This is a genomic window from Mycobacterium sp. SMC-2, from assembly GCF_025263485.1.
Lineage (GTDB): Bacteria > Actinomycetota > Actinomycetes > Mycobacteriales > Mycobacteriaceae > Mycobacterium.
Map to the genome: position 1 here is coordinate 5,601,848 of NZ_CP079863.1, position 21,835 is coordinate 5,623,682.

Consider the following 21,835-nt stretch of genomic DNA (forward strand, 5'->3'; position numbering starts at 1 on the left):
CTTTTTGGGACAACCTAGGTCTCTTTTATCGCATGCTTTAAGTTACGTGTATGACACGCTGCCGCTTGTCGACGGATTCGTCGGGCGGCTGGGCCGGTGGTGATCCGCCGATGAGAGGAGCCGGATGACTGTGGACAACGTTCTGGTGATCACCGGGGGTGCGGGCGGTATGGGGCTGGCCTGCGCCCGCGCACTGGTCGATCGTGGCCGTCTGCTGCTCGTGGACGTGCGCGAGGATCTCCTCGAGCAGGCGCGCAAGGCCCTGAGCGGACATGGGGCTGACGTCGAGACGCTGCGCTGCAACGTGACCTCCCCCGCCGACGTCGCCGCGGTCGCCGATCGGGTACGCGAGCTTGGGCGTCTGCGCTGCCTCGTGCACACCGCGGGTATGTCACCGGAAATGGCCGATGCGGCGACAGTGCTCGACGTCGATCTGGCCGGATCGGTGCGCATCACTGACGCCTTGTTCTCGTTGGTTAACCCGGGCAGTTCCGCGGTCCTGATCGGATCGATCGCGGGCTACAGCGACGTTCCCGCCGCCGTCGAACCGTTGCTGGACGATCCGCTGGCCGACGGGTTCCTCGCTGCCATCGAACAGGCCCTGGGCAAGGCGCTCGACAGTGCCACGGCCTATGTCCTGGCCAAACGCGGCGTGACCCGGCTAGCGGAACGGCTGGCCACGCCGTGGGGCAAAATGGGCGGACGCACCGTCGCGATCTCGCCCGGCCTGATCGACACACCGATGGGCAGGCTGGAACTGGATCGTCAGGAGATCATCCCGGTCATGATCGAGGTGACCCCGGTAAAACGTCCGGACCGGCCGCTGCCAGGGCGGCCCGAGGACATCGCCGCCACGGTGGCCTTCCTGGAGTCCGATGCCGCGGCGTTCATCTCCGGCTGCGACATCCGCGTCGACGGTGGACTGGTGGGCGCGGGCAAGCACCTTGCGGGTGTTAGTTGATGGCGGCGATCGGAGCGACCTGGATCGACCCGGAGATCAGCGAAAGCCTGCACGGATTTCCGGATTTCGACTTCTCGCTCGACAAACTTCCGGCCATGCGCAGCGGGTCGATGTTCGAGCCACAGTCCGCACCCGACGTCGAGCGCATCGAACTCACCACAGAAGCAGGTGGTATCGCGCTGTCCGTGCTGCGACCCGTCGAATCCGCCAACGAGCCGCCCGTCCTGTACTGGATGCACGGCGGTGGGATGGTGATCGGCAACCGGCACATGGACGATGCGCGCCTGATCGAGTGGTCCCGCTCATTGGGTTGTGTCTGCATCAGCGTCGAATACCGGCTGGCACCCGAAGCTTCCTACCCCGCACCGCTGGACGACTGCGAGGCCGGGTTGCGGTTCATCGTCGAGCACGCCGATGATCTCCGCATCGACCGGCAGCGGATCGGGATCGGCGGACGCAGTGCCGGTGGGGCACTCGTTGCCGGCCTGGCCCTGCGGTGCCGCGACGGCGCGAACGTCCCCTTGGCATTCCAATACCTGGAGTATCCGATGCTCGATGACCGCGGCCTCACCACGTCGAGCCAGCTCGAAGGATTGCCAGTTTGGACCCGGGAATCCAACGCGTTCGGCTGGCGCAGTTACCTCGGTGACCGGTATCGCACCGAAGACGTGCCAGGAGATGCGGCGCCGGCGCGGGCGACCGAATTAAGTGGTCTGCCATCGACTTTCATTGGTGTCGGCACGGCCGACTGCCTGCGTGATGAGTCGATCGACTTCGCGGCGCGACTGTGCCGGGCGGCGGTACCCACCGAACTGCACGTCTACGCGGGCGCCGTGCATGGCTTCGACATGTTCGCCGACACCGCGGTGGCTCGAACCGCGGCACGCGACAGCGCGGACTGGCTGGCGCGCCAGTTCGGCCAGCGCACTATCGGCTAGGCGGTCGCCTTTTCCAGCGCCGCCGCGAGCCGCTCGTGGTGCAGGTAGGGATCACCGAATAGGACTTGGTTCGCCTTGGCCCGGCGGTGGTAGAGATGCAGGTCGTGTTCCCACGTGAAGCCGATACCGCCGTGCACCTGAAGGGCTTCGCTGGTCAGAGCGGCGATTGCCGCAGAGGTGTAAGCCTTGGCGACGCTGGCGGCTTCCTCGGCATCATCCGCATCGGCAGCCACGGCCATCGCCGCGTAATAGGTCGCGGCCTTCGAGGCTTGCAGCCACATCCGCATCGTCGCGCACTTGTGTTTAACGGCCTGGAAGCTACCGATAGGGCGCCCGAACTGCACCCGCAGCTTTGCGTACTGGACGGTCATCTCCAACACGGCTTCACCGACACCGACATTGTCGGCGCTGACGAGAACTGCGCCACAACGATTTTGGTGCGCCACCGCCGCTTCCGCCGCCTCGCCTGCGTGCAGCAGCGCCGACAACGGTACCGCTACATCGTCGAACTCGACCTCGTCGAGGCGCCGGGTGATGTCGAGGGTGCGCTGTCGCCGCATACCGATCCCCGCGGCCCGTCCGTCGACGAGGAATTGCGCCAGGCGACCCCCCAGTTGGGCGGTGACCACAATCCAGCCCGCGCCGTCGGCGTCCTGCACGGCGACCTTGATGCCGCGCAGCCGGAAGCCCCCGGCGTGTTCGGTAGCCACCGCGCCCACTTCGTCGGCGTCCCACGGCTGGCGCGACTCCGCGAAGGCCCACGCTGCGACACCCCGGCCACCGGCCAGCAGCGGCAATATCTCCGAGCACAGGTCGTGGCGTCCCGACTGTGAGATCGCCACTGCCGCAAGGGCATTACCGATGAGCGGGCCCGGCTGCACCCTCCTACCATGTTCCTCGGCGATCAGCGCGACGTCCACCAGATCCCGCCCCAAACCGTCATACTCCTCGGCGATGAGTAGCCCGGCCCATCCCAGTTCCGCGCCCAACTGCCACACGCGGTCGTCGTAGCCGTGCTCATCCTGATCGGCGAGTTCGCGCACGCGACTGATCGGCGATTCGCGTGCCAGCAACTTGCGGCTGCTTTCCAGGAGCATCCGTTGTTCATCACTCATGGTGAAATCCACGACTTACCTCCGGAGACGTCAAGAACCGCGCGGTTCCCTGGGCAATCCAAGCGAGCGCTCGGCGATCATGTTGCGCAATACCTCGTTGGCACCACCGGCGATTGTCAGTGCCCGCGAATAAAGGAAGGCGTCCTGCCACCAGCCGCCCGCGATCGCCTCGGGGTCGTCTTCGGTGAGCAGCGCATCGGTGCCCTGCAGCCCGAGCCCGAACTCGGTGAGCGCGAGATTGGTCTCGCTGTAGAGCACCTTGGCCAGCGGAGCGTCGCCGGGATCGGATTCGCCACTCAACGCGCGCGACAAGTTGTATTGGCCCAGCCGAACGCTGACCCGCGCGGCCGTGTAGAGCCGACCAATGTCTTGGCGGACGGCATCACTGTCCAGCGCTGGGGCGGATCCGCGTCGCAGCGACCGTGCCATCGCCACCGCATCGCGCACCGCACGCAACTGGATGATGCCCGCGGCGCCCACACTGGAGCGCTCCTCGACGAGGCTGGTGGTGGCGACCTTCCAGCCTTGGTCGACGCCGCCGAGCACGTTGTCCGCGGGTATCCGCACACCATCGAAGAAGACTTCGTTGAAGTCGCTGGTGCCGGTGATCTCACGCAGTGGCCGCACGTCGACGCCCGGGCTCGTCATGTCCAGGACGAACGCGGTGATGCCGGCGTGCTTGGGCGCATCGGGGTTGGTTCGCGCCAACAGGTAGCCGAGTTGCGCGTGTTGGCCGTTGGTGGTCCAGACCTTTTGACCGTCGACGACGAAGTCATCGCCGTCGCGACGCGCGCGGGTGGCCAGACTCGCCAGGTCGCTGCCGGCGCTGGGCTCGCTGAATAGCTGGCACCAGATGTCCTCGCCGGTCCGGATCCGGGGCAGGTAGCGCCTCTGCTGGTCGGGCCGCCCGCAGTGGATGAGGGCCGCGGCGGCCAGCAGGCCGGCGCCGATCGGCGTGGGCACCCGAGCCCGCGCCATTTCTTCGCCGACGACGGTCGCGCGGAGTGCGTCTTTGGTGCCGACACCGCCCCATTCGACGGGCCAGTCAGCGCCCACATATCCGGCCTCGAACAGCTGGGCGGTCCATGTCCGCAGGGCGGGAATGTCCTCGGAGTCGGGCGCACGCACCCCCGCTTTACCCATCGTGCGCACCGGCGGGCGGTGCTTCTCGAGGAAATCTCTCACCTCGGCGCGGAAACCCTCGATCTCCGGATCCTGTTCCAGCTTCATCCGTCCGTCCTCCGCATCAGTTCCCCCGTCGCAGCAGCAGCGCCCCACCGGGCGTTCCGCCCCCGGTAGTGACGACCGCAACCTGGGCGTTGGCGACCTGTCGCTCGGCCGCCTCGCCGCGCAGTTGCGCGATGGCCTCGGCCAAAAAGCCGAAGCCGTGGGTCCGTCCGGCCGACAACTGACCGCCGTGGGTATTCAGCGGCAACTTCCCGTCCAGCGCGATCGTCGTTCCGCCGTCGAGGAAATCCCCGGCCTCACCGAGACCGCAGAACCCGAGCGCCTCCAGCCACGAGACGGCGTTGAAGGTGAATCCGTCGTAGAGCTCGGCGACGTCGACATCGTCGGGCCGCAGGCTGGTTCTGGTCCACAGATGCGTCGCGGGACCAAACACCTGCGGTTCGTGCGTGAGAGTGTCCTGGTCCCAAGAGATCCGGTCGAGCACCTGGGTACCGACCGCTTCAACCAGCACCGGAGGTTTCGGGCGGTCCACCGCGGTGTCAATCGATGACACGATCACCGCGATCGCCCCATCGCACGGCACGTCGCAGTCGTAGAGGCCGAACGGCGAGCTGATCATCCGCGCCGACAGATAGTCGTCCAGGGTGAGGGGATCGCGGTAGATCGCCGCCGGATTCCGTGAAGCATTCGCGCGAGCCGTCAGGGCGATGGGGGCCAGCGTCGAAGCGCGGTCGCCACCGTAGCGCCAGAAGTAGTGCGAAGCGTTGACCCCGATCCAGTTGGCTGCCGACATGGCGCCGAACGGCGCGCGCCACTCGAACATGCCCGACGCCCGGCTGTGCCCTCCCACGGACTTCGCGCGCCTGGCCAGGGCGGTATGAGTCGATTCCCAGACTGTCCGAAAGCACAACACGTGCCGGCACAGTCCGGCGGCGACGGCGAGCATGCCGGAAACGACGCTGCCGCTGGGCCCGGGAACTTCAGCCCCACCCGCAATCCAGGTGGGCCGAATGCGCAACGCCTCCTCGACCGCGGTGACCCCGCCCTCCGACATCCCCCCGGCAAGTCCGCCCGGATAGGTGGCCAAGCCGCCGATGTCGTCCAGCGTTAGGCCGGCGTCGGCCACAGCGCGCAGGCACGCCGTCACGGTCAGTGACAGCGGATCGACCATGAGGCGACGCCCGATCGTCGAGCTGCCGACCCCGGTGAGCGCCACCTTGTCTTCGAACTTGCGGGTGGACGACATGGGCCGCACGTCGCGAGTGAGATCACGGGGCCCGGGGACCGGGCCGGCATCGGCGGCCTCGGAATCCGGCTCGAACAGTGGAATCCAGATATCGTCCTGCTGCTCGAACACCACCTTGACCCGCAGGCCGATGGCGACGTGTTCGGGCTCGCAGCCGACGATGTTCGTGGTGAGCCGGGCCGACGGGTCTTCGGCGATAGCGACGACGGCGACGACATAGGGCGGCGGGAAGCGCGGCAGCCACTGCTGATGGTTCACGGTGAAACCGGCGACTGTCGCGCGTCCCGACACCGGCGTCATTGTTACCTCAACGCTGCGGCAGTGCGGACAGACGGGAAGCGGGGGGTGGTGGTACCGGCTGCACGCCTGGCATTGGGCGATCCGAAGCCGCCCGTCGGCTCCGCTTGCCCAGAACGCTTCGCTGTCGATGCTCGCTTGGGGCAAGGGCCGCACAACCTGCTCGCCGGGGCCGGGCTCTGTCATCACACCTCCGCTCACAACCGACGACAACCGACACGAACCGTAACAGATTACGAATATATGATCAGTCATAGCAGTAGAGCGTTACTCTACTTATCTGTACTGTGATGACCTCGTAGGAGGACAATCAGTCGTGACCGCAGACAGGGGTTGGTGTGAAGGTCAAGGACAGCGCCGCGGTGGTCGTCGGGGGCGCCTCGGGCATGGGACGGGCGACCGCCGAACGGCTGGCAGAGCGGGGCGCACGAGTAGCCGTGCTGGACCTGCCGACGGCGGACGGCGCCGCCGTGGCCAAGGAACTGGGCGCTAGCGCGTCGTTTCACCCGTGCGACGTGACCGACAGCGACGGCGTGGAGGCCGCGCTGGAAGCGGCCGTGGAAGACCTGGGAGCCCTGCACATCGCGATCAACACAGCGGGGGGCGGGGTCTCGGCGCGCACGCTGTCCAAGAGCGGGCCTCACTCCCTGGACGCCTTCAGGTCCGTCATCGAGCTCAACCTGATCGCCACCTTCAATCTGAACCGATTACAGGCTTGGCACATGAGTCGCAACGAGCCCGACGACGACGAACGCGGCGTAATCGTCAACACCTCCTCGATCGCGGCGTTCGAAGGGCAGATCGGCCAGGTCGCCTACAGTGCCGCGAAGGCCGCCATCACCGGCATGGCCCTGACCATGGCCCGCGATCTCGGCAAACTCGGCATTCGGGTCACCGCAATCGCGCCGAGCCTGTTCGCGACCGGGATCACGTCGCGAATTCCCGAGGCGATGGCCGATGAGCTGACCCGCGACGCGGCCTTCCCGCATCGGATGGGCCGGCCCGATGAGTACGCCGCCCTGGCGCTCGCCATCGTCGAGAACCAGATGCTCAACGGCGCGACCATCCGCCTCGACGCCGGCCAACGGTTCGCGCCGAAGTGACAGGAGAGCATCGTGGATCTTGGGTTCGCCGATGCCACCGCGGTGATCGCGGGGGGCACCCGCGGCATCGGACTCGCGACCGCGGTGTGCCTCGCCGAACAGGGCGCGCGGGTCGGCGTCATCGGCAGGGACAAAGCCCGGCTGACGGAGACCGCCACGGCATTGGCGAACGCCGGCAGCCCGGAAGTGCTGACGTTGAACGCGGATCTGAGCTCGGCGTCGGAGGTCGACGCCGTCTTTGCGATGGTTGGCGTGCGGTGGGGCGGACTCAATGTGCTGGTCAATGCCGCCGGTCCGACCGGGGCGGGTCGCTTTCAGGACCTGAGCGACGCGCAGTGGATGGCGGCATTCGACCAGGGGGTGTTGTCCGCGGTTCGATGTGTGCGTGCGGCCTTGCCGTTGCTGCGAGCCGCTGAGTGGGCCCGAGTGGTCAACGTGACCGCGATGTCAGTGCAGCACCAGTCGGCGGGGTTGGTGAGCTACACCGCGGCCAAGAGCGCGCTACTCAGCGTGACGAAGAACCTCGCCCGCAGTCTCGCCAGCGATGCCATCTTGGTCAACGCCGTCGCCCCGGGTCCGATTCTCACCGACTGGGCACGGCCGGTGCTCGCCTCCGCCGGGATCGCGACGGATGACCCCGTGGGTGCCTTCGGACTGCTGGGGCGCGGTCACGGCATGTCGGTGGATTTGGGCCGGCTCGGGCTGCCTCACGAGGTTGCCGCCGTCATCGCGTTCTGCGCGTCACCGGACAACACGTATATGACCGGCACTCACATCAACGTCGACGGTGGCAGTGACTTCCTCTGAGCGCGTTGCCTTCTCAGCGTGTTGTCCGGGTGGCGCGCACGTCACCGCCGAGGACGGCTGCGCGGAAATCCCAGCCGGTTCTCCACGATGAGGCTGCGCAGCACCTCACTGGACCCGCCGTAAATCGTTGTCGCGACCGCACTCCGGTAGTGCGCGTCCAAGGCGCCGTCTACCGCGCTCTGCGGATCGGTCCAGTCGATCATCCCTGCGGCCCCGCTGATGTCGATCGCCGCGGCCGACGCGCGCACATAGCTTTCCGGACCGAATAAGGCCGATACCGGTCCCGGCTTGTCCCCCTCGGCATCCAGGAAGGCCACCCGCAAGTCCAGCAGGTCCGCCACCTCGGCCTCCATCGCCATCCGGGCCAGGCGCTCGCGGACCAGGACATCGGTGATCAGCTTGGCGCCGTCGGGTCCGCGGTGCGTGCGGGCGAACTCCAGTGCATCGTCAGCGACCCACCCCGTGCGCGAACCGGGGGCAACATTCTGCTCGGCCTCGAGCGCGGCCCGCATCACCGCGAAGCCCTCGTGCGCCTCACCGACGCGGTTCGCGTCGGCAACCCGCACATCGTTGTAGAACACGATGTTGGTGCGCTCGTGACCCATGGTGTGCACCGCCTGGATCTCGATACCTGGCGTATCCAGCGGTACCAGCAGCATCGTCAGGGCCCGCGGTCCCACCGATCCGGGCTGCGAGCGGGTGAGCAGGAAGCAGTAGTCGGCAAGATGGGCGAACGTCGTGAAGATCTTCTGCCCGTTGACAATCCACTCGTCGCCATCGCGCTGAGACCGGGTCGCGCACGCGAACACATCCGAGCCGCCTGCCGGCTCGGTGTAGCCCAGGCAGATCAGGATCTCACCGGCGGCGACGCCTGGCAGGATTCTGGCTTTGAGTTCCGCCGAACCGGTGGCGCGGATGGCATTGGCCGGCAGCATGGTCGTTCCGGGGCCGGCGGTCGGCACTCCCCCTTTGCGCAATGCGTTCCACAGCGCGGCCGCCTCGAACGGATCCATTCCGGCGCCGCCCTCGGCAACCGGCCACCCCGAGGCGATCCAGCCGCGCTCTCCCAGCTTGCGGGTTAGCGCGCGATCAACGCCGTCGCCGGTCCGGCGCTCGTGTTCGATGACGTCGCGGGTGACATGTTCGGCGGTGAATTCTTCCGCCTCGCGCCGAATTCGGGCCGAGTTCTCAGGTTCGCTGAAGTCCATCGCGTCACCGACCCTCGGTCGTCACGGGGCCGAACCGCCGGTCCGCAACAGTGAGCAGCTCGCGCCGCGGGTCGGCGAACGCCGCCGCCCACGCTTTGGCTCTGCGGTAGTACAGCTGGATGTCGTATTCCTCCATGAACCCGTATCCGCCGTGGACGTGCAGGCTGTGCGTCGCCGCGTGGTAGGCCGTTTCGGCGGCGAACACGAACGCCATCGCCGCCAACGCGGCGGCGTCGTCCTGCGTGGAATCCATTGCCCAGCAGGCCTTGCGGACCAGTAGCTGGGCACCATCCAGGGCGGTGACCGCGTCGGCGAACGGATGCGCGACCGCTTGGTACATGCCGATGGGCTGGCCGAACGCCTCGCGCACGATCGCGTACCGGGAGCCGATCGCTACGGCCTCGAAGGCCAACCCGACCAGCGCCGCCGCGCGCAGCACGCGTACCTCGTCGACCGCGGTGTCGAAGATCGCGCGCGCCTCGCTGCCCTCGGTGAGGACGGTGGTTGCGCCCGGGGTGTGCCACTGGGCCAGCGACAGTCCGCCGAGGTTGCGGTGTGCGGTCTTGGGCAGGCCGTCCGGGCGGCGCACGTACATCAATGAGTCTCCGTCGAGAACCAGCACAGCGTCCGCGATTGCACCGTCGACTAACCACTGGGGCGTGGCCGAGCCGGGCTGGGTGGCTAGTGACACGATGACCGATCCGCTCAGGACCGTTACCAGCAGTTCCTTCTCGCGCAGGCGACCCAACACTCGGGCCGCGGCCGCGGTCTCGGCGATGGGGATCGGGGCGAGGCGTCGGCCGGCTTCTTCGGCCACCAAGGCCAGTTCGAGGAGGCCGCCGTCTCCGCCCCCACAGTCCGAGGGCACTCCGATACCCAGCGCACCTATATCGGCGTAATGCCGCCAGAGCAGCGGGTCGAAACCGGTGGGCTCTCCGCTACGCACCCGCTGTGGCGTGGCCTGTTTCCTGAACAAGGCCGCGAACGCGTCCCGGACCGCGCGTTGCTCCCGCGTCAGCGATAGATCCACCTAATTCCTCCTGGCGATCGTGACAATGCTCGACATTCGGCAACACGCAAGCACCGTCGCAGAAGGAACGTTACCGGGTCGCGGACTGAAGCACGACGAAAAAGTAAACTTATATCCTCTTTTTCTGCACTCAATGCTAGAGTCAATCGCAACACCTAATTGTCACATTGGTTGAGTGGGGCCATTCGGCATCGCATGCTTGGCCGCGCACGAGGAGGAGTTCAATGACGTCGCGATTGGGATTTCCGGTCTTCGATGGTGATAACCACATGTACGAGACACGCGATGCGCTCACCCAGTTCCTGCCGCCGGAGTACCACGGCGCAATCCGGTACGTGGAAGTGGATGGACGCACCAAGATCGCCACCCTGGGACAGATCAGCGACTACATCCCCAACCCGACCTTCGACAAGGTCGCTGCGCCGGGAGCCCAGGAGGACTACTTCCACAACGGCAATCCCGAAGGCAAACCGCACCGCGAGATTCTGGGGAAAGCGATCGAGTCGATTCCTGCGTTCCGTGAACCAGCGCCCCGCCTGGCGCTGCTCGACGAACAGGGCATCGACAAGTCGATGATGTACCCGACGCTGGCGAGCCTGGTGGAAGAACGCTTCCGCGAGCACCCCGAGGCGACTCACACGATCATTCACGCCCTGAACCAGTGGTTGCACGAGACCTGGCAGTTCGATTACAAGGGCCGCATCTTCACCACGCCAATCATCACCCTGCCGATCGTGGAGAAGGCCATCGACGAACTGAACTGGGTGGTCGAGCGCGGTGCGCGCGCCATCCTGATCCGGCCGGCGCCGGTACCCGGGCTGCACGGCCCGCGGTCGTTCGCGTTGCCCGAATTCGACCTGTTCTGGAAGCGGGTCGTCGAGACCGGCGTGCTGGTCATCATGCACGCCTCCGACAGCGGGTATTCCCGGTACGCCAACGACTGGGAGGGTTCCGGCGAGTTCCGGCCGTTCCAGCCTTCGCCGTTCCGCTCCTACTACAGCCTGGCTCGCAACCCGGCCGAGGACGCGGTCGCGGCGCTGGCCTGCCACGGACTGCTGACGCGGTTCCCGGAGCTCCGGATCGGCATGGTGGAGAACGGAACTACCTGGTTGCCGCGGCTGCTGGAGAACCTCAGGGACACCCGCAAGAAGATGCCGCAGCTCTACAGCGAGGATCCGGTCGAGGCCATCCACCGCTGCATTTACTTCAATCCGTTCTGGGAGGAGAACGTGGCCGAACTCGCGAAGCTGGTGCCGATCGATCACCTGTTCTTCGGCTCCGACTACCCGCATCCGGAGGGACTGGCCGACCCGCTCAGCTACCCCGACCGTCACCCGGAGCTGAGCGACGCCGAGATCGCCATGGTGATGGGCGGCACCCTGTCGAACATGATGCGGATAGACGCCTGAGATGTCGACCGACCACGGTGCGGGATCGGCCACCAAACCACGCGAGGATGGCTCCCCGATGGAGTTCGACCCGTACTCCGACAGCTTCTTCGACGACCCCTACGAGACCTACCGTTGGATGCGCGACGAGGCGCCGGTGTACTACAGCGAGCGGTGGGATTTCTATGCCCTGACCCGGAATGAGGATGTCGTTGCCGCCCACCGCGATTGGGAGACATTCAGCAGCGCCTACGGGGTCACCCTGGACGCACTGTCGATGCGCCGCAGGTTCGACGAGCTCAAGATGTTGATCCTCATGGATCCCCCGGAACACGAACTGCTTCGCAAGCTGGTCCGCCAGGTCTTCACCAAGGCGGCGATCGCCAACCTGGAGCCGCTGGTGACCGACGTCGTGACGTCCTACGTCGACGCTTTGAAGGGCGAAGACGATTTCGACATCGTGGCCGACTTCGCGGCGCTGTTCCCGGTCGAAATCATCTCCTCGATGCTCGGCGTCCCCCCGGGAGAGCGCCAGCAGATCCGGCATTGGACCGACGGGTTCCTGCACCGCGAGCCGAACAACCCCTTCGCCACCGAAAGTGGCGTCGCCGACTCGATGGCGATGAACGCTTACTTCCTGCAGCTGTCCAAACAGAAACGCCGCCAGCCCGACGACCTGATCATCAGCAGGCTGGTGGACGCGACCTATGAGGACGAGTCCGGGGTGACGCATCGGCTCACCGACGAGGACATCGCCACGTTCGCGGTGCTGATCGCGGCGGCGGGCAGCGAAACGGTCACCAAGCTGGTGGGCAACGGAGTTGTGGCCTTCCACCACAATCCCGAGCAGTGGGAGCTGGTGCTCGCCGACCCCGGCGTGATCCCGGGAGCCATCGAGGAGATGCTGCGGCTCAACCCGCCCTCGCAGTATCAGGGCCGGTTCGCCACCCGTGATGTGGTACTCGACGGCGGCACCATTCCGGCCGGATCTCCGACGCTGCTGGTTACCGGGGCCGCGACCCGCGACCCGCGAGCCTACGACCAACCCGACGCGTTCGACATCAGGCGGGGCGGCTCCACCACCCTGGCTTTCGGATACGGCGCCCACAGCTGCCTGGGCTCCTGGCTAGCGCGGCTCGAGACTCGGGTGGCGTTGCACGCAATCCGCGAGCACTGGCCGCGCTTCACGGTGAACACCGACGGGTTGCGGCGGGTGACGATGTCCAACGTCGCCGGCTATTCGCACGTCCCGGTGCACGTCGGCTGATGGGCGCGGCGCAGACCGCGTCGGACGATCCGGCACCCCCCGGCCTGCCGGGCAGTGTCCCCGAGCTGCTGTCACGGCGGCGCACGAAGCCTGACGGCGAGTTCCTGGTCACCGACGAGGAGCGGCTGACTTTTGCGGAGGCCGACGCGCAGTCCAGAACACTGGCCGACGCGCTGTTGGCCTCAGGCGTGGGCAAGGGAACCCGCGTCGGCATCCTGTTCCCCAACTGCGCCCAATGGCTCATCGCGTGGTTGGCCGCGGCACGCATCGGCGCGCTCACCGTCCCGCTGTCGACATTCGCTCCGGGCGCCGAGCTCGCCAGGCTGCTGCGCCACACCGACACCCAGGTGCTCCTGATGGGCCGGTCGATCGCGAGCCACGACCTCGTTACGCGGGTAGCCGACGCGCTGCCCGGCCTGGCCGACGGTGACGCGGCGATCGCCCTTGCCGCCGTCCCCTACCTGCGCCGGGTGCACGTCTGGCCCGCCTGCGACCGGGCGTGGACGACGCCGTGGCCGGGCAGTACCGGCCCGGTCGCGCCGCTGACAGGTTCCGCCGAACAGGAGGTCCGACCGTCCGATGAGCTCGTGCTGGTCACGACATCGGGCACTACGGCACTACCGAAATCCGTCGCGCACACCCACGCCAGCCTGGTGCGCCACGCGGCCATCCTGGCTCAGCACCGCGGAGTCACGCCCGCCGACCGCATCTACTCCCCCATGCCGTTCTTCTGGGTGGGCGGACTGACCATGGTTGTGCTGCAGGCACTCTCGACCGGAGCCGCGATCCTGGCCCAAGATGTTTTCGAACCCGGTGCCACACTGGCGCTGCTCGAACGGGAGCGGGCCACCTTCATCTCGTGCTGGGCACAGGCCAGTCAGGCCATGGCCGACCACCCCGACTTCGCCAAGCGCGACCTATCCAGCGTCAGGGGCGGCACCATGCTGCAGGCGCTGCCACCCGAACGCCGACCCAGCGAACCCGAACTGACCCCCAACCTGCTCGGCATGACCGAAACCGGCGGCCCGCACACCATGGTCGAGGTGCCCGACACCCCGCTGCCCCCACAACGGCGCGGCTCCTGGGGGATCCCACTGCCCGGGCTCGTGCAACACCGAATCGTGGACACCGCGGGCGTTGAGGCGCCGCCAGGGCAAGAGGGCCAGATCCAAGTGCGCGGCCAGATCCTGATGAGCGGGATCTACAAACAGGAACGCCACGAGGTGTTCACCGCCGACGGCTGGTACGACACCGGGGACCGCGGATGGTTCGACGACGCCGGGCACTTGCACTTCACCGGTCGCGCCAGCGCCCTCATCAAAACCGCCGGGTCCAATGTTTCTCCGGCCGAGGTCGAATCGGTCCTGGACGCCATGCCGGGTGTGCTGCACAGCTTCGTGGTCGCCCTGCCCCATCCGGTACGCGGCGAGGTCGTCGGAGCAGCCGTCGTGCCGGCGCACGGCGCCCGACTGTCCACCGACGCCGTCGCCGCCCACGCCCGCGCCAACCTCTCCGGGTTCAAGGTGCCGATGGTCATCGCGATCCTCGACGAGAGCGAGTTACCAATGCTGCCGACCGGCAAGCTCGACCGCCAGGGGCTGGTCAGGCTGTTGGGTGGTGGGTCATTTTGAAAGTCCGCTTCGGGGGCGAAGACGCCCGGCAGCTACGGCGGGTTCCGCCAACCGGCCAGCAAACGACTGAAGGGCGGTTAGCCATCGATATCCGGGTATGTTTGAGCTTGCGTTCCAGCTACGTTGCTGCGGCGGTCGGCATGGCCATCTCCGCTCTGCTCGTCGCGCCGGGCTTGCTGATGGGGGCGTCGTCTGCTCACGCTGACACTGGCATCAACGGTTACGTTCAATGCCTAGGAGGCGACGCGAAGCCCCCACCGCCGGGGGTAAGTGTAGAAGATTGGTTCCCCAGCATTCTTGTGATCGCAACGGATCTCAATTCGGGCGTCTCCCCGGACGAAATAGCTCTGAGGTTGGTCGATATGGGAGTCAAGCCGAACGATGCCGTGAGGCGGGTTCAGTGTTTTGTAGCCAACCAACCGCAAGGAGAAGGGCGTTGACGCGGCGAGGAAGCCGCTATCGACGTCAAGATCGTCGACCGGACAGAAGAAACAGCGAAGAAGTAAGCGCACCGCGCGGGATCGGATCCCGGCAGCATTGCCAACGATGGACGCTGCCAGCGTGTTTGGGCGGCTGGGCGGCGTCTTCGTGAGCGCTCAGCCATAACTTTCCACCCGCACGCGCCGCACGTCCCAGACCAGGCTCATTCAAACTGACCCCTACCTTCGCCCCTGATCACTTGCTGCGGCCCGCGGCCTTCATCCGTTCCAGGTCGGCCATAACGACGGTCTGTCCGCTAGTCGCAGCGAGCGCCCGTGTGTGGCCGAGATGATGCATGTCAAAACATGAGGCGATCGCCGTCGAGAAGCCCATGGTGTCCAGGGTGTGGTTGACCGCCCGCTTAGCCATTCGCAGCGCCCAGGGGTCGGTCTGAGCGACGCGGTGAGCGAGATCCATTGTGGCGGAACGCAAGTCGTCCAGCGGTACGACGTGGTTGACCATCCCGCATCGCAGCGCCTCCTCGGCCGTCACCGAACCGGCGGTGAACAGCATCTCCTTCGCCTTCCGTGGCCCGAGTTCCCAAGTGTGGGCGTGGTATTCGACGCCCATGATGCCCATCAGGCCGACCGGGTCGGAGAACTGCGCGTTGTCCGCGGCGACGATGAGATCGCACGGCCAGCACAGCATCAGCCCGGCCGCGATGCACTTGCCCTGCACCGCGGCGATGGACGGCTTTGGGATGTCGCGCCAGCGCTTCGCATACTCCAGGTAGCCGCGGGTCTCCCAGTCGTAGTAAGTCTCCGCGAGCAGCTTGCCGTCGGTCCGCTGCGGACTCAGGCTGCGCCCGTCGGCCGACGGATCGGTGCCCGACATGTCGTGCCCGGCGGAGAAGTGCTTACCGGTGGTCTGTAGGACGATGACCCGAACCTCGGAGGCCTCGTCGGCGCGCCGCCAGGCAACGTCGAGATCCTTGAGGATGCCCGGGGTCTGGGCGTTGGCGGCCTCGGGGCGGTCCAGGGTGATGACCGCGACCCGATCGTCGACCTCATAGCGGACGAAGTGTTGAGCTGTCATGGCTGCATTCCTTTCGGGGGGGTCCTCACGACGCTTTCCTGCGCGAACGACGCGACATGTGTTCCGGACTGGGTGTAAACGTCTCCGGTGCCGAAGCCGCGGCCACCCACCAATCGCACGCCACGGATCTGCACCCGCAGCCACTGTGCGACGTCGAACGGCTGGTGAAACCACACCGAATGGGTCACCACGCCGGTTTGGACGCTGACGTGGGCGTCGCGCTGGCTGACCCCGGGCACGGCTTTCAGCAGGGTGCCGATCAGCGGCCAGTCCGAGATGTAGGCAATGACGGGTTGGGCAAGCGCGGTATCGGTGAAGTCCGGGCAGCGCATCCAGAACGCCAGGTCCGCGCCCACGGCGTCCTCGACATCCAGGCCATCGCCGATCAGGCGGGCTTCGCCCGGGATCACCGCGAAGTCAACGGGTTTGGCGGCCATCGGATCACCGGCCGCCGCGGCGCTGTATTGGTAGTCATACCCTTGCTCGGTTGGGTCGGCGCGGTCGACGAGGATCGACGCGGTCGCGACCACCCGGCGGTGGGACTCCTGGCCCTGCCACGCCACCGCACGCCGATGCCCCAGCGAGCGGCCGTCGTGGGTTTGCTCGAGGTCCAGGTACAACGGGTCAGCGGCCCGTCCGGCGCGGGGGAACGCGATCTGCAGTGACTTCACCGCCTTGGCCGATCCCGGCGGTGCGGCGGCCACGATGAGCTGAGCCATGATCTGTCCGCCGAATATCCGCTCCACGCCCGGGTCCGGAACGGGCAGCACGGTGCGGCCGTCGGTGTCGTCGCCCAGGGTGAGCATGGCGCGAAATTGATCGAGATTCATCCCAGCCTTTCCTCCATGCTCGTGGTTGCGACCAGCTCGAACTTCTTGACCTTGCCCGACGGCGTCATCGGCAAGGCATCCACGAAATGCCATGCGACGGGGGTCTTTTGGCGAGCCAGTCCGGTGGCGTGCAGGTGACGGGACAGGTCTTCGGCCGACGCTTGGCCCGGCTGGTCGAACACGACGAACGCCACGGGCACCTCGCCGAACCTTGCGTCGGGTCCGGGCACTACGGCCGCGTGGCGCACTGCCGGGTGCTTGACGAGCAGGTCTTCGATGTCGCGGGCGGAGAACTTCTCGCCGCCGCGGTTTATGACGTCCTTGACACGCCCGGTGATGGTGACGAAGCCGGCGCCGTCGACGAGGCCGACATCCCCGGTGGAGAACCATCCCGCGTCATCGAGGGCCGCCCGGTTGGCGTCAGGATCGAGGTAGCCGAGCATCTGCTCCGGTCCGCGCACCAGCAGTTCGCCTGCGCAGCCCGCGGCCAGCGGCTCGCCATCCGTCCCGACGACCCGGACCTGCACCCCCGGGGCGATCGCGCCATCGGTCTCGGCGCGCAGGTCGAATGGATACGCGCGGTTCATCACCGTCACGGTCGGAAGCTCGGTCATGCCGTACACGCGCGCGGCCGGAATCCCTTGCTCTTCGCTGCGTTCCATGACCGCGCGCGGCACCGCCGCCCCGCCGCAGGCGAACATCCGCAGCGGTAGGTGCACGCGGGCGGCGCGGGCGGCGTCGGTCAATTCCTGCAGGAACACCGTCGCCCCGGCCGAATACGTCACCCGGTGACGCATGATGTCGGCCACCGCGACGTCGGCTTCCCACCGGTCGGCCAGCACCGCAGACGCGCCGACCAGTAGCGGGATGGTCATTGCGTTGAGCACACCGGTGATGTGCTGCAGCGGGGCGGCCATGTAGGCGACGTCCTCCCACGACAGGCCCCACGCACCAGCGAGCTGGCGGGTTTCGGCCAGCAACGTGCGCGACGAGTGCACCGCGGCCTTGGCGCCCGAAGTGGTCCCAGAAGTGAAGAGGATCAGGCAGGGATCATCGGCCGCGACGGTGGCGGATTCTTGGCGGTGACCGTGCGAGACGACCACGTCGAATGGCGACCAGCCCGGCCGGGTTCCCCGCAGCACGACGCGGGCGACGTCGGCGAGACCGGCCCCCACGAGCAGGTCGTCGAACGCTTCGGCGTGGGCGAAGCCGCGAAACGTCTCGGTGGTCACCACAGCCGCCGGCCGTACCTGCTCGATGACCTGACGCAGCTCGTGTTCCCGGTAGAACGGGGCGATCGGGCAGCTCACCGCGCCGGCATGCCACACCGCCAGACCCAGCACGTGAGCTTCCCACCAATTCGGCGTCTGCCAGCAGACCACGTCACCGGGCCCGACACCCACTCCGCCCAGCCACGCGGCGGCACGTTCGACCACCTCGAGCAGCTCCTGGTAGGTCAATTGATGGCCGCCTTCGATGATGGCCGGCTGTGAGCCCCACTGACGGGCGGCACGGACGACCGACGCAGAAATCGTCTGGTCGCTGATGTAGCCGAAGCGGCAGTATTCGGCGAGGCGGTCGGGAGCCACCGGCGGCGCCACGATATCGGTTGCGGTGAGTCGAGTTCGGTTCATCCTCATCCACCCATGCTCATTCCGCCGTCGACGGTCAGGACCGCGCCGGTGACGTAGGAGGCAAGGTCGTCGAGCAGAAACGCGACGGCGTGCGCCAGCTCCTCGGGACGGCCCCAGCGCCCGACCGGGATCATCGACGTCACCGTATCCCGGTCGGTGTACACCAGCTCGGCCGACAGATCGGTGTCGAAGCTGCCGGGGATCACGCAGTTCACGGTGATGCCCTTGCGGGCGACGGCGCGGGCGCAGGATCTGGTCAGGCCGACGATGCCGCCCTTGGCCGCGCCGTAGGCGACCTGCACCGGGCTGCCCAGCAGCGCCGTGACCGAGCCGATGTTGACCACCCGCCCGAAACGCTGCTGGCTCATGTGCGCCAGTGCGGCCTGGCTGAGGAAAAACGCCGCCGACAGGTTGACCGCGAGCTGTCGTTGCCAGTCCTCGGGGCTGACCTCGCTGAGCCGTTGCTCGTTGACCATCCCGGCGTTGTTGACTAAGTAGTCCAGCCGCCCGTGCTGCTCGAGCACCTCGGCAACGAGCCGCTGGCAGGATGACGGCTCCCCGACATCGGCCTGATGCAGCGTCACGATGGCCCCGCACCGCGCAGCCTCGTCGTGCACTGCGTGCGCGGCGACGTCGTCGCGGGCGTACGCCGCCGCCACCGCGACACCGGCGTGTGTCAGCCGGTCGGTGATCGCACGACCTATCCCGCGAGTGCCGCCCGTGACCAATGCGACACGGCCCATTACGGGGTACTCGCGTTCTTGGCTGCCACTCGTGCGCTCAGCCGCTCCAGCAACACCCGATGCTCCTCGGTGTCAAAGCACTCGCTTTCGGCGCGGGCACAGTGCGGCAGGATCGCGGCAACCCGATCGATGTGCGAGTTCAGGAGATGGCGCGCCTGCCGGACGGCCTGCGGTGGGAGCGCGCCGAGACGCTCGGCCAGCTGCAGCGCCTCCTCCAACACGTCGGGGGCGGGAACCGCGCGGTTCACCAGTCCCAGGCGATGGGCTTCGATGCCGCTGACCCGGTCTCCCAGGAGTAGATGTTCTTTGGCGGCGGACAGGCTGGTCAGCAGGGGCCAGAGCACGAGCCCGCCGGCGCCGTCGAGCAGTCCGAGCGAGACCCGGGGGTCGCTGAGGAAGGTGTCTTCGGCCATCACGACCAGGTCGCACAGCAGCGCTACCGTGACGCCGGCACCGACCGTAGCGCCATTGACGGCGGCGACGGTCGCAAACGGCAGGCGCGTCATTGCCCAGAACAGCTCCTGGTGGGCAGCCAGCACGGTGTCGCGCAGAGAGCGGTCATCGCGCATCGCGCGGATGGTCTCGAAGTCCCCGCCTGCGCTGAACGCGTCGCCCTGACCGGTGAGCACCATCGCGTGCACGTCAGGGTCGTCACGCAGCGCCAGGATCGCCGCGAGCAGGGCATCGGTGATCTCGGTATCCATGGCGTTGGCCTTCTCGGGCCGGGCCAAGGTCACGCACGCCACCGACCCGAGACGGTCGACGACGACCGCGGGATGGGCATCCGTGCCGGACGGATCGCCGCCGCCGCTCACAGGTCCACCAGCCGGGGGATCGCCCCGACCGAAATCAAATGGGCACCGATCACCGTGGGCAGTTCGCTGGCCGAACCCAGCACCGAATCCAACACCAGCGCGCGGGCCAAGAAGCGGTGAAAGGGATGCTCGGCCGTGAAGCCGATGCCCGCTAGCACCTGCTGGCACTGGGTGGCGGCGATACGGGCTGCACGCCCCGCCAACGACTTCGCCAGCAGACCCGCCAAAACGGCGTCGTCCGCGTCCCAGGCCGCCGCGAGGGCCGCGGCGGCGCCCTCGCGGGCGACGTATGCGTCGGCCAGGCGAGTGCGAACCGCTTGAAAGGAGCCAATAGGCCGGCCGAACTGCACTCGGCTGCGGGCATGGTCGACGGCCAGGTCAATCATCTGGCCGACTGCACCGATGATCTGATATCCCAGTGCCAGCCGGCCTGCCGTCGCCACCGCATCCCAGGCCGCAACGGCCTGCTCGCCCGCCAGGATCACGTCGGCCAGCACCTCGACGCCGGTGACTTCGGTCATCGCCAATGCCGGATCAAGACCATCGATCCGCCGGGTCGAGACCCCCGAGGAGTCCTGCAGGCCAATCCAGGCCAGCTCACCGCCGATCGCGACCGGCGCCAGATATCTCGGGGCCGGCTGCGCCCCGATGACCAGGCCACGCACCGCCAGCAGCTCGCCGTCGGCCGCGCCGACAAGATCGGCACCGATGCCCGGCAGCACGACATTGCATCCTGTCGTCGCCCTAGGCAGGTATTCGGCCAGCGGTCGCAGCAGGACATCCTGCAGCGACGTCGACATCGATCCGGTTCGACCGAGCGCGGTGAACAGCGCCGACACCGCATCTCGGGGCGCCTCGGCGAGCAGGGCGGCGAACCCGAACGCATCGAGTGCCTGCGCAAGCTCGGCTCCGTCGAGTTCCTCCGCCAGTCCGCGGATCGTCGTCGCCAGCAGTGCCCGCTCGGCGGCGTCGATGGTTTGGGCCTCAGTCACGCGCTTCTCGGCAATCCGAGCAGCCGGGAAGCCACGATGTCTTTCTGAATTTCACTGGTGCCCCCGTAGATGGTGGCGGCGCGCGAGTAGGCCCATTCGCGGCGCCATGCCCGGCTGCGCGCGGTGTCATCGATTTCCATGCCGCCGCGCAGTAGCTCGCGCGCCGCGTCGAATACGGCCTGATCGGCGGCGGCGATCATGATCTTGTCCACCGAGGCTTCCGGTCCGGGCAGATCACCCGCAGCGATGCGGTCCTGCGTGTTCTTTGAGGTGGCGCGGAAGGCCCACAACAGTTGATAGGCCTCGCCGAGCGCCGACGCGGACGCTCCATCGCGTGCGGTGTCGAGGAGCAGACGGAGATGGTGGGCGAGCCAGGCACCGCGCTGCCAGAAGATCGGGCCGCGTTCACAGGACAAGATGAACTGTGCGACCCGCCAGCCGGCGTCGAGCTCACCGAGCAGGCGCTGCGCGGGGACCTCAACGTCGACGAACGACGTCGAGCAGAATTCGTCGACACCGGCCATCGTCTCGAGTGGACTCGCGGTCACCCCCGGCGTGTCCATGTCCACCAGAAATGCGCTGATACCCCGCGATCCGGGTCCGCCCGTGCGGGCCAACACGATGCATCGGGTGGCGTGGTGCGCCCAGCTGGTCCATAATTTCTCGCCATTGATCAGCCAGCCGTCGGGGCGCGGGCGCGCGGTCGTCCGCATCGATCCCAGGTCGCTGCCGGCGTCGGGCTCGGAGAATCCCTGACACCAGAACTCTTCGCCGCGTAACAGTCGCGGGAAGATCTCCTCGACCAGTTCGGGCCGGCCGAACTCGGCCACCGCCGGCCCGAGCACTTCGTGCATCGACCAGGATGTGGTGTGCACCAGTGCTCGGCTGGTGAGCTCCTCGCCGAGGACGGCGCGCAGGATCGGCGAGCCCCCCAGGCCACCGAGCCGGGTCGGCCATCCCCAGCGCATCCACCCGGCGTCGAAAAGTAGCCGCTGCACTCGACGTTGGTGGTTCAGCTGGGCGTCAACACTTCGGTCCTCGATCGCGGGGACCAGCGGCTCTCCTACCTCGTCGATCCAGGCTCGCACCCCGGCGCGAAATTCGCGCACCTCCACTACCGCTCTCCG

At 67.3% G+C, this 21,835-nt stretch carries 19 protein-coding genes; 7 read left to right on the top strand and 12 right to left on the bottom strand.

What is annotated here, in order from left to right; all coding sequences use genetic code 11:
* Nucleotides 1-124 precede the first annotated feature (124 nt).
* A complete protein-coding gene (locus tag KXD96_RS26320) occupies nucleotides 125-961 on the top strand; it encodes an SDR family oxidoreductase (RefSeq protein ID WP_225601208.1) in 837 nt (278 codons plus the stop codon).
* The gene (locus KXD96_RS26325) at nucleotides 961-1,899 is read left to right on the top strand and encodes an alpha/beta hydrolase (protein WP_225601236.1); all 939 of its coding nucleotides are present in this window, start codon (nucleotides 961-963) and stop codon (nucleotides 1,897-1,899) included. The genes KXD96_RS26320 and KXD96_RS26325 overlap by 1 nt, the downstream gene beginning before the upstream one ends.
* Here the strand turns inward: KXD96_RS26325 and KXD96_RS26330 are convergent.
* The 3 genes from KXD96_RS26330 to KXD96_RS26340 are packed head-to-tail and all read right to left on the bottom strand — an operon-like array spanning nucleotide 1,896 to nucleotide 5,931.
* Nucleotides 1,896-3,014 (bottom strand): acyl-CoA dehydrogenase family protein, encoded by a 1,119-nt coding sequence (locus tag KXD96_RS26330; RefSeq protein ID WP_260741816.1) that lies wholly within the window; start codon nucleotides 3,012-3,014, stop codon nucleotides 1,896-1,898. The two genes, KXD96_RS26325 and KXD96_RS26330, sit on opposite strands and share 4 nt — an antisense overlap.
* Nucleotides 3,015-3,044: 30 nt before the next feature.
* Complete coding sequence (locus tag KXD96_RS26335; protein WP_225601210.1) at nucleotides 3,045-4,244, bottom strand: acyl-CoA dehydrogenase family protein; 1,200 nt, start codon at nucleotides 4,242-4,244, stop codon at nucleotides 3,045-3,047.
* A 16-nt stretch (nucleotides 4,245-4,260) separates the two neighbouring features.
* Complete coding sequence (locus KXD96_RS26340) at nucleotides 4,261-5,931, bottom strand: thiolase C-terminal domain-containing protein (RefSeq protein ID WP_225601211.1); 1,671 nt, start codon at nucleotides 5,929-5,931, stop codon at nucleotides 4,261-4,263.
* Nucleotides 5,932-6,083: 152 nt separating this feature from the next.
* Between KXD96_RS26340 and KXD96_RS26345 the strand changes: the two genes are divergently transcribed.
* Together KXD96_RS26345 and KXD96_RS26350 are read left to right on the top strand one after the other, a co-directional pair.
* Complete coding sequence (locus tag KXD96_RS26345; RefSeq protein WP_225601212.1) at nucleotides 6,084-6,848, top strand: SDR family NAD(P)-dependent oxidoreductase; 765 nt, start codon at nucleotides 6,084-6,086, stop codon at nucleotides 6,846-6,848.
* Nucleotides 6,849-6,860: 12 nt separating this feature from the next.
* Entirely contained in the window at nucleotides 6,861-7,655 is a 795-nt protein-coding gene (locus tag KXD96_RS26350; protein WP_225601213.1) for an SDR family NAD(P)-dependent oxidoreductase, read from the top strand.
* A gap of 41 nt (nucleotides 7,656-7,696) precedes the next feature.
* Here the strand turns inward: KXD96_RS26350 and KXD96_RS26355 are convergent, their stop codons facing one another.
* Nucleotides 7,697-8,863 (bottom strand): acyl-CoA dehydrogenase family protein, encoded by a 1,167-nt coding sequence (locus tag KXD96_RS26355; RefSeq protein ID WP_225601214.1) that lies wholly within the window; start codon nucleotides 8,861-8,863, stop codon nucleotides 7,697-7,699.
* A gap of 4 nt (nucleotides 8,864-8,867) precedes the next feature.
* Nucleotides 8,868-9,893 (bottom strand): acyl-CoA dehydrogenase family protein, encoded by a 1,026-nt coding sequence (locus KXD96_RS26360; protein WP_225601215.1) that lies wholly within the window; start codon nucleotides 9,891-9,893, stop codon nucleotides 8,868-8,870.
* 224 nt (nucleotides 9,894-10,117) lie between these two features.
* Between KXD96_RS26360 and KXD96_RS26365 the strand changes: the two genes are divergently transcribed.
* From KXD96_RS26365 to KXD96_RS26375, 3 genes are read left to right on the top strand one after another with little or no spacing between them, the layout of a single operon-like run.
* Nucleotides 10,118-11,302: an amidohydrolase family protein gene (locus tag KXD96_RS26365; protein WP_225601216.1), complete on the top strand. Its 1,185-nt coding sequence runs from the start codon at nucleotides 10,118-10,120 to the stop codon at nucleotides 11,300-11,302.
* A gap of 1 nt (nucleotide 11,303) precedes the next feature.
* Complete coding sequence (locus KXD96_RS26370) at nucleotides 11,304-12,548, top strand: cytochrome P450 (protein WP_225601217.1); 1,245 nt, start codon at nucleotides 11,304-11,306, stop codon at nucleotides 12,546-12,548.
* On the top strand, nucleotides 12,548-14,179 hold the full coding sequence (locus KXD96_RS26375; RefSeq protein WP_225601218.1) for a class I adenylate-forming enzyme family protein: 1,632 nt from the start codon (nucleotides 12,548-12,550) through the stop codon (nucleotides 14,177-14,179). Before KXD96_RS26370 ends, KXD96_RS26375 begins: the two co-directional genes overlap by 1 nt.
* Nucleotides 14,180-14,854: 675 nt before the next feature.
* Here the strand turns inward: KXD96_RS26375 and KXD96_RS26380 are convergent.
* From KXD96_RS26380 to KXD96_RS26410, 7 genes are read right to left on the bottom strand one after another with little or no spacing between them, the layout of a single operon-like run.
* The gene (locus KXD96_RS26380; RefSeq protein ID WP_225601219.1) at nucleotides 14,855-15,694 is read right to left on the bottom strand and encodes an enoyl-CoA hydratase; all 840 of its coding nucleotides are present in this window, start codon (nucleotides 15,692-15,694) and stop codon (nucleotides 14,855-14,857) included.
* Entirely contained in the window at nucleotides 15,691-16,524 is an 834-nt protein-coding gene (locus KXD96_RS26385) for an acyl-CoA thioesterase II (RefSeq protein WP_225601220.1), read from the bottom strand. The genes KXD96_RS26380 and KXD96_RS26385 overlap by 4 nt, the downstream gene beginning before the upstream one ends.
* Nucleotides 16,521-18,158, bottom strand: coding sequence for an AMP-binding protein (locus KXD96_RS26390; RefSeq protein ID WP_225601221.1), 1,638 nt, complete (start codon nucleotides 18,156-18,158; stop codon nucleotides 16,521-16,523). Before KXD96_RS26390 ends, KXD96_RS26385 begins: the two co-directional genes overlap by 4 nt.
* A gap of 2 nt (nucleotides 18,159-18,160) precedes the next feature.
* Nucleotides 18,161-18,901 carry an SDR family NAD(P)-dependent oxidoreductase gene (locus KXD96_RS26395; RefSeq protein ID WP_225601222.1) on the bottom strand — a complete coding sequence of 247 codons (741 nt, stop codon included), beginning with the start codon at nucleotides 18,899-18,901 and terminating at the stop codon, nucleotides 18,161-18,163.
* Nucleotides 18,901-19,716, bottom strand: a complete 816-nt coding sequence (locus KXD96_RS26400; protein ID WP_225601223.1) for an enoyl-CoA hydratase/isomerase family protein — start codon at nucleotides 19,714-19,716, stop codon at nucleotides 18,901-18,903. The genes KXD96_RS26395 and KXD96_RS26400 overlap by 1 nt, the downstream gene beginning before the upstream one ends.
* Nucleotides 19,713-20,708 (bottom strand): acyl-CoA dehydrogenase family protein, encoded by a 996-nt coding sequence (locus KXD96_RS26405; protein ID WP_225601224.1) that lies wholly within the window; start codon nucleotides 20,706-20,708, stop codon nucleotides 19,713-19,715. Before KXD96_RS26405 ends, KXD96_RS26400 begins: the two co-directional genes overlap by 4 nt.
* Nucleotides 20,705-21,823, bottom strand: a complete 1,119-nt coding sequence (locus KXD96_RS26410) for an acyl-CoA dehydrogenase family protein (protein WP_225601225.1) — start codon at nucleotides 21,821-21,823, stop codon at nucleotides 20,705-20,707. The genes KXD96_RS26405 and KXD96_RS26410 overlap by 4 nt, the downstream gene beginning before the upstream one ends.
* Nucleotides 21,824-21,835: the final 12 nt, after the last annotated feature.

What these genes read in the sequence shown, in the direction of transcription:
- KXD96_RS26340 (WP_225601211.1), bottom strand. Translation starts at nt 5,931, where the DNA reads ATGACAGAGCCCGGCCCCGGCGAGCAGGTTGTGCGGCCCTTGCCCCAA.
- KXD96_RS26385 (WP_225601220.1), bottom strand. Translation starts at nt 16,524, where the DNA reads ATGAATCTCGATCAATTTCGCGCCATGCTCACCCTGGGCGACGACACC.
- KXD96_RS26390 (WP_225601221.1), bottom strand. Translation starts at nt 18,158, where the DNA reads ATGAACCGAACTCGACTCACCGCAACCGATATCGTGGCGCCGCCGGTG.
- KXD96_RS26380 (WP_225601219.1), bottom strand. Translation starts at nt 15,694, where the DNA reads ATGACAGCTCAACACTTCGTCCGCTATGAGGTCGACGATCGGGTCGCG.
- KXD96_RS26355 (WP_225601214.1), bottom strand. Translation starts at nt 8,863, where the DNA reads ATGGACTTCAGCGAACCTGAGAACTCGGCCCGAATTCGGCGCGAGGCG.
- KXD96_RS26370 (WP_225601217.1), top strand. Translation starts at nt 11,304, where the DNA reads ATGTCGACCGACCACGGTGCGGGATCGGCCACCAAACCACGCGAGGAT.
- KXD96_RS26330 (WP_260741816.1), bottom strand. Translation starts at nt 3,014, where the DNA reads ATGAGTGATGAACAACGGATGCTCCTGGAAAGCAGCCGCAAGTTGCTG.
- KXD96_RS26325 (WP_225601236.1), top strand. Translation starts at nt 961, where the DNA reads ATGGCGGCGATCGGAGCGACCTGGATCGACCCGGAGATCAGCGAAAGC.
- KXD96_RS26375 (WP_225601218.1), top strand. Translation starts at nt 12,548, where the DNA reads ATGGGCGCGGCGCAGACCGCGTCGGACGATCCGGCACCCCCCGGCCTG.
- KXD96_RS26395 (WP_225601222.1), bottom strand. Translation starts at nt 18,901, where the DNA reads ATGGGCCGTGTCGCATTGGTCACGGGCGGCACTCGCGGGATAGGTCGT.
- KXD96_RS26335 (WP_225601210.1), bottom strand. Translation starts at nt 4,244, where the DNA reads ATGAAGCTGGAACAGGATCCGGAGATCGAGGGTTTCCGCGCCGAGGTG.
- KXD96_RS26365 (WP_225601216.1), top strand. Translation starts at nt 10,118, where the DNA reads ATGACGTCGCGATTGGGATTTCCGGTCTTCGATGGTGATAACCACATG.
- KXD96_RS26320 (WP_225601208.1), top strand. Translation starts at nt 125, where the DNA reads ATGACTGTGGACAACGTTCTGGTGATCACCGGGGGTGCGGGCGGTATG.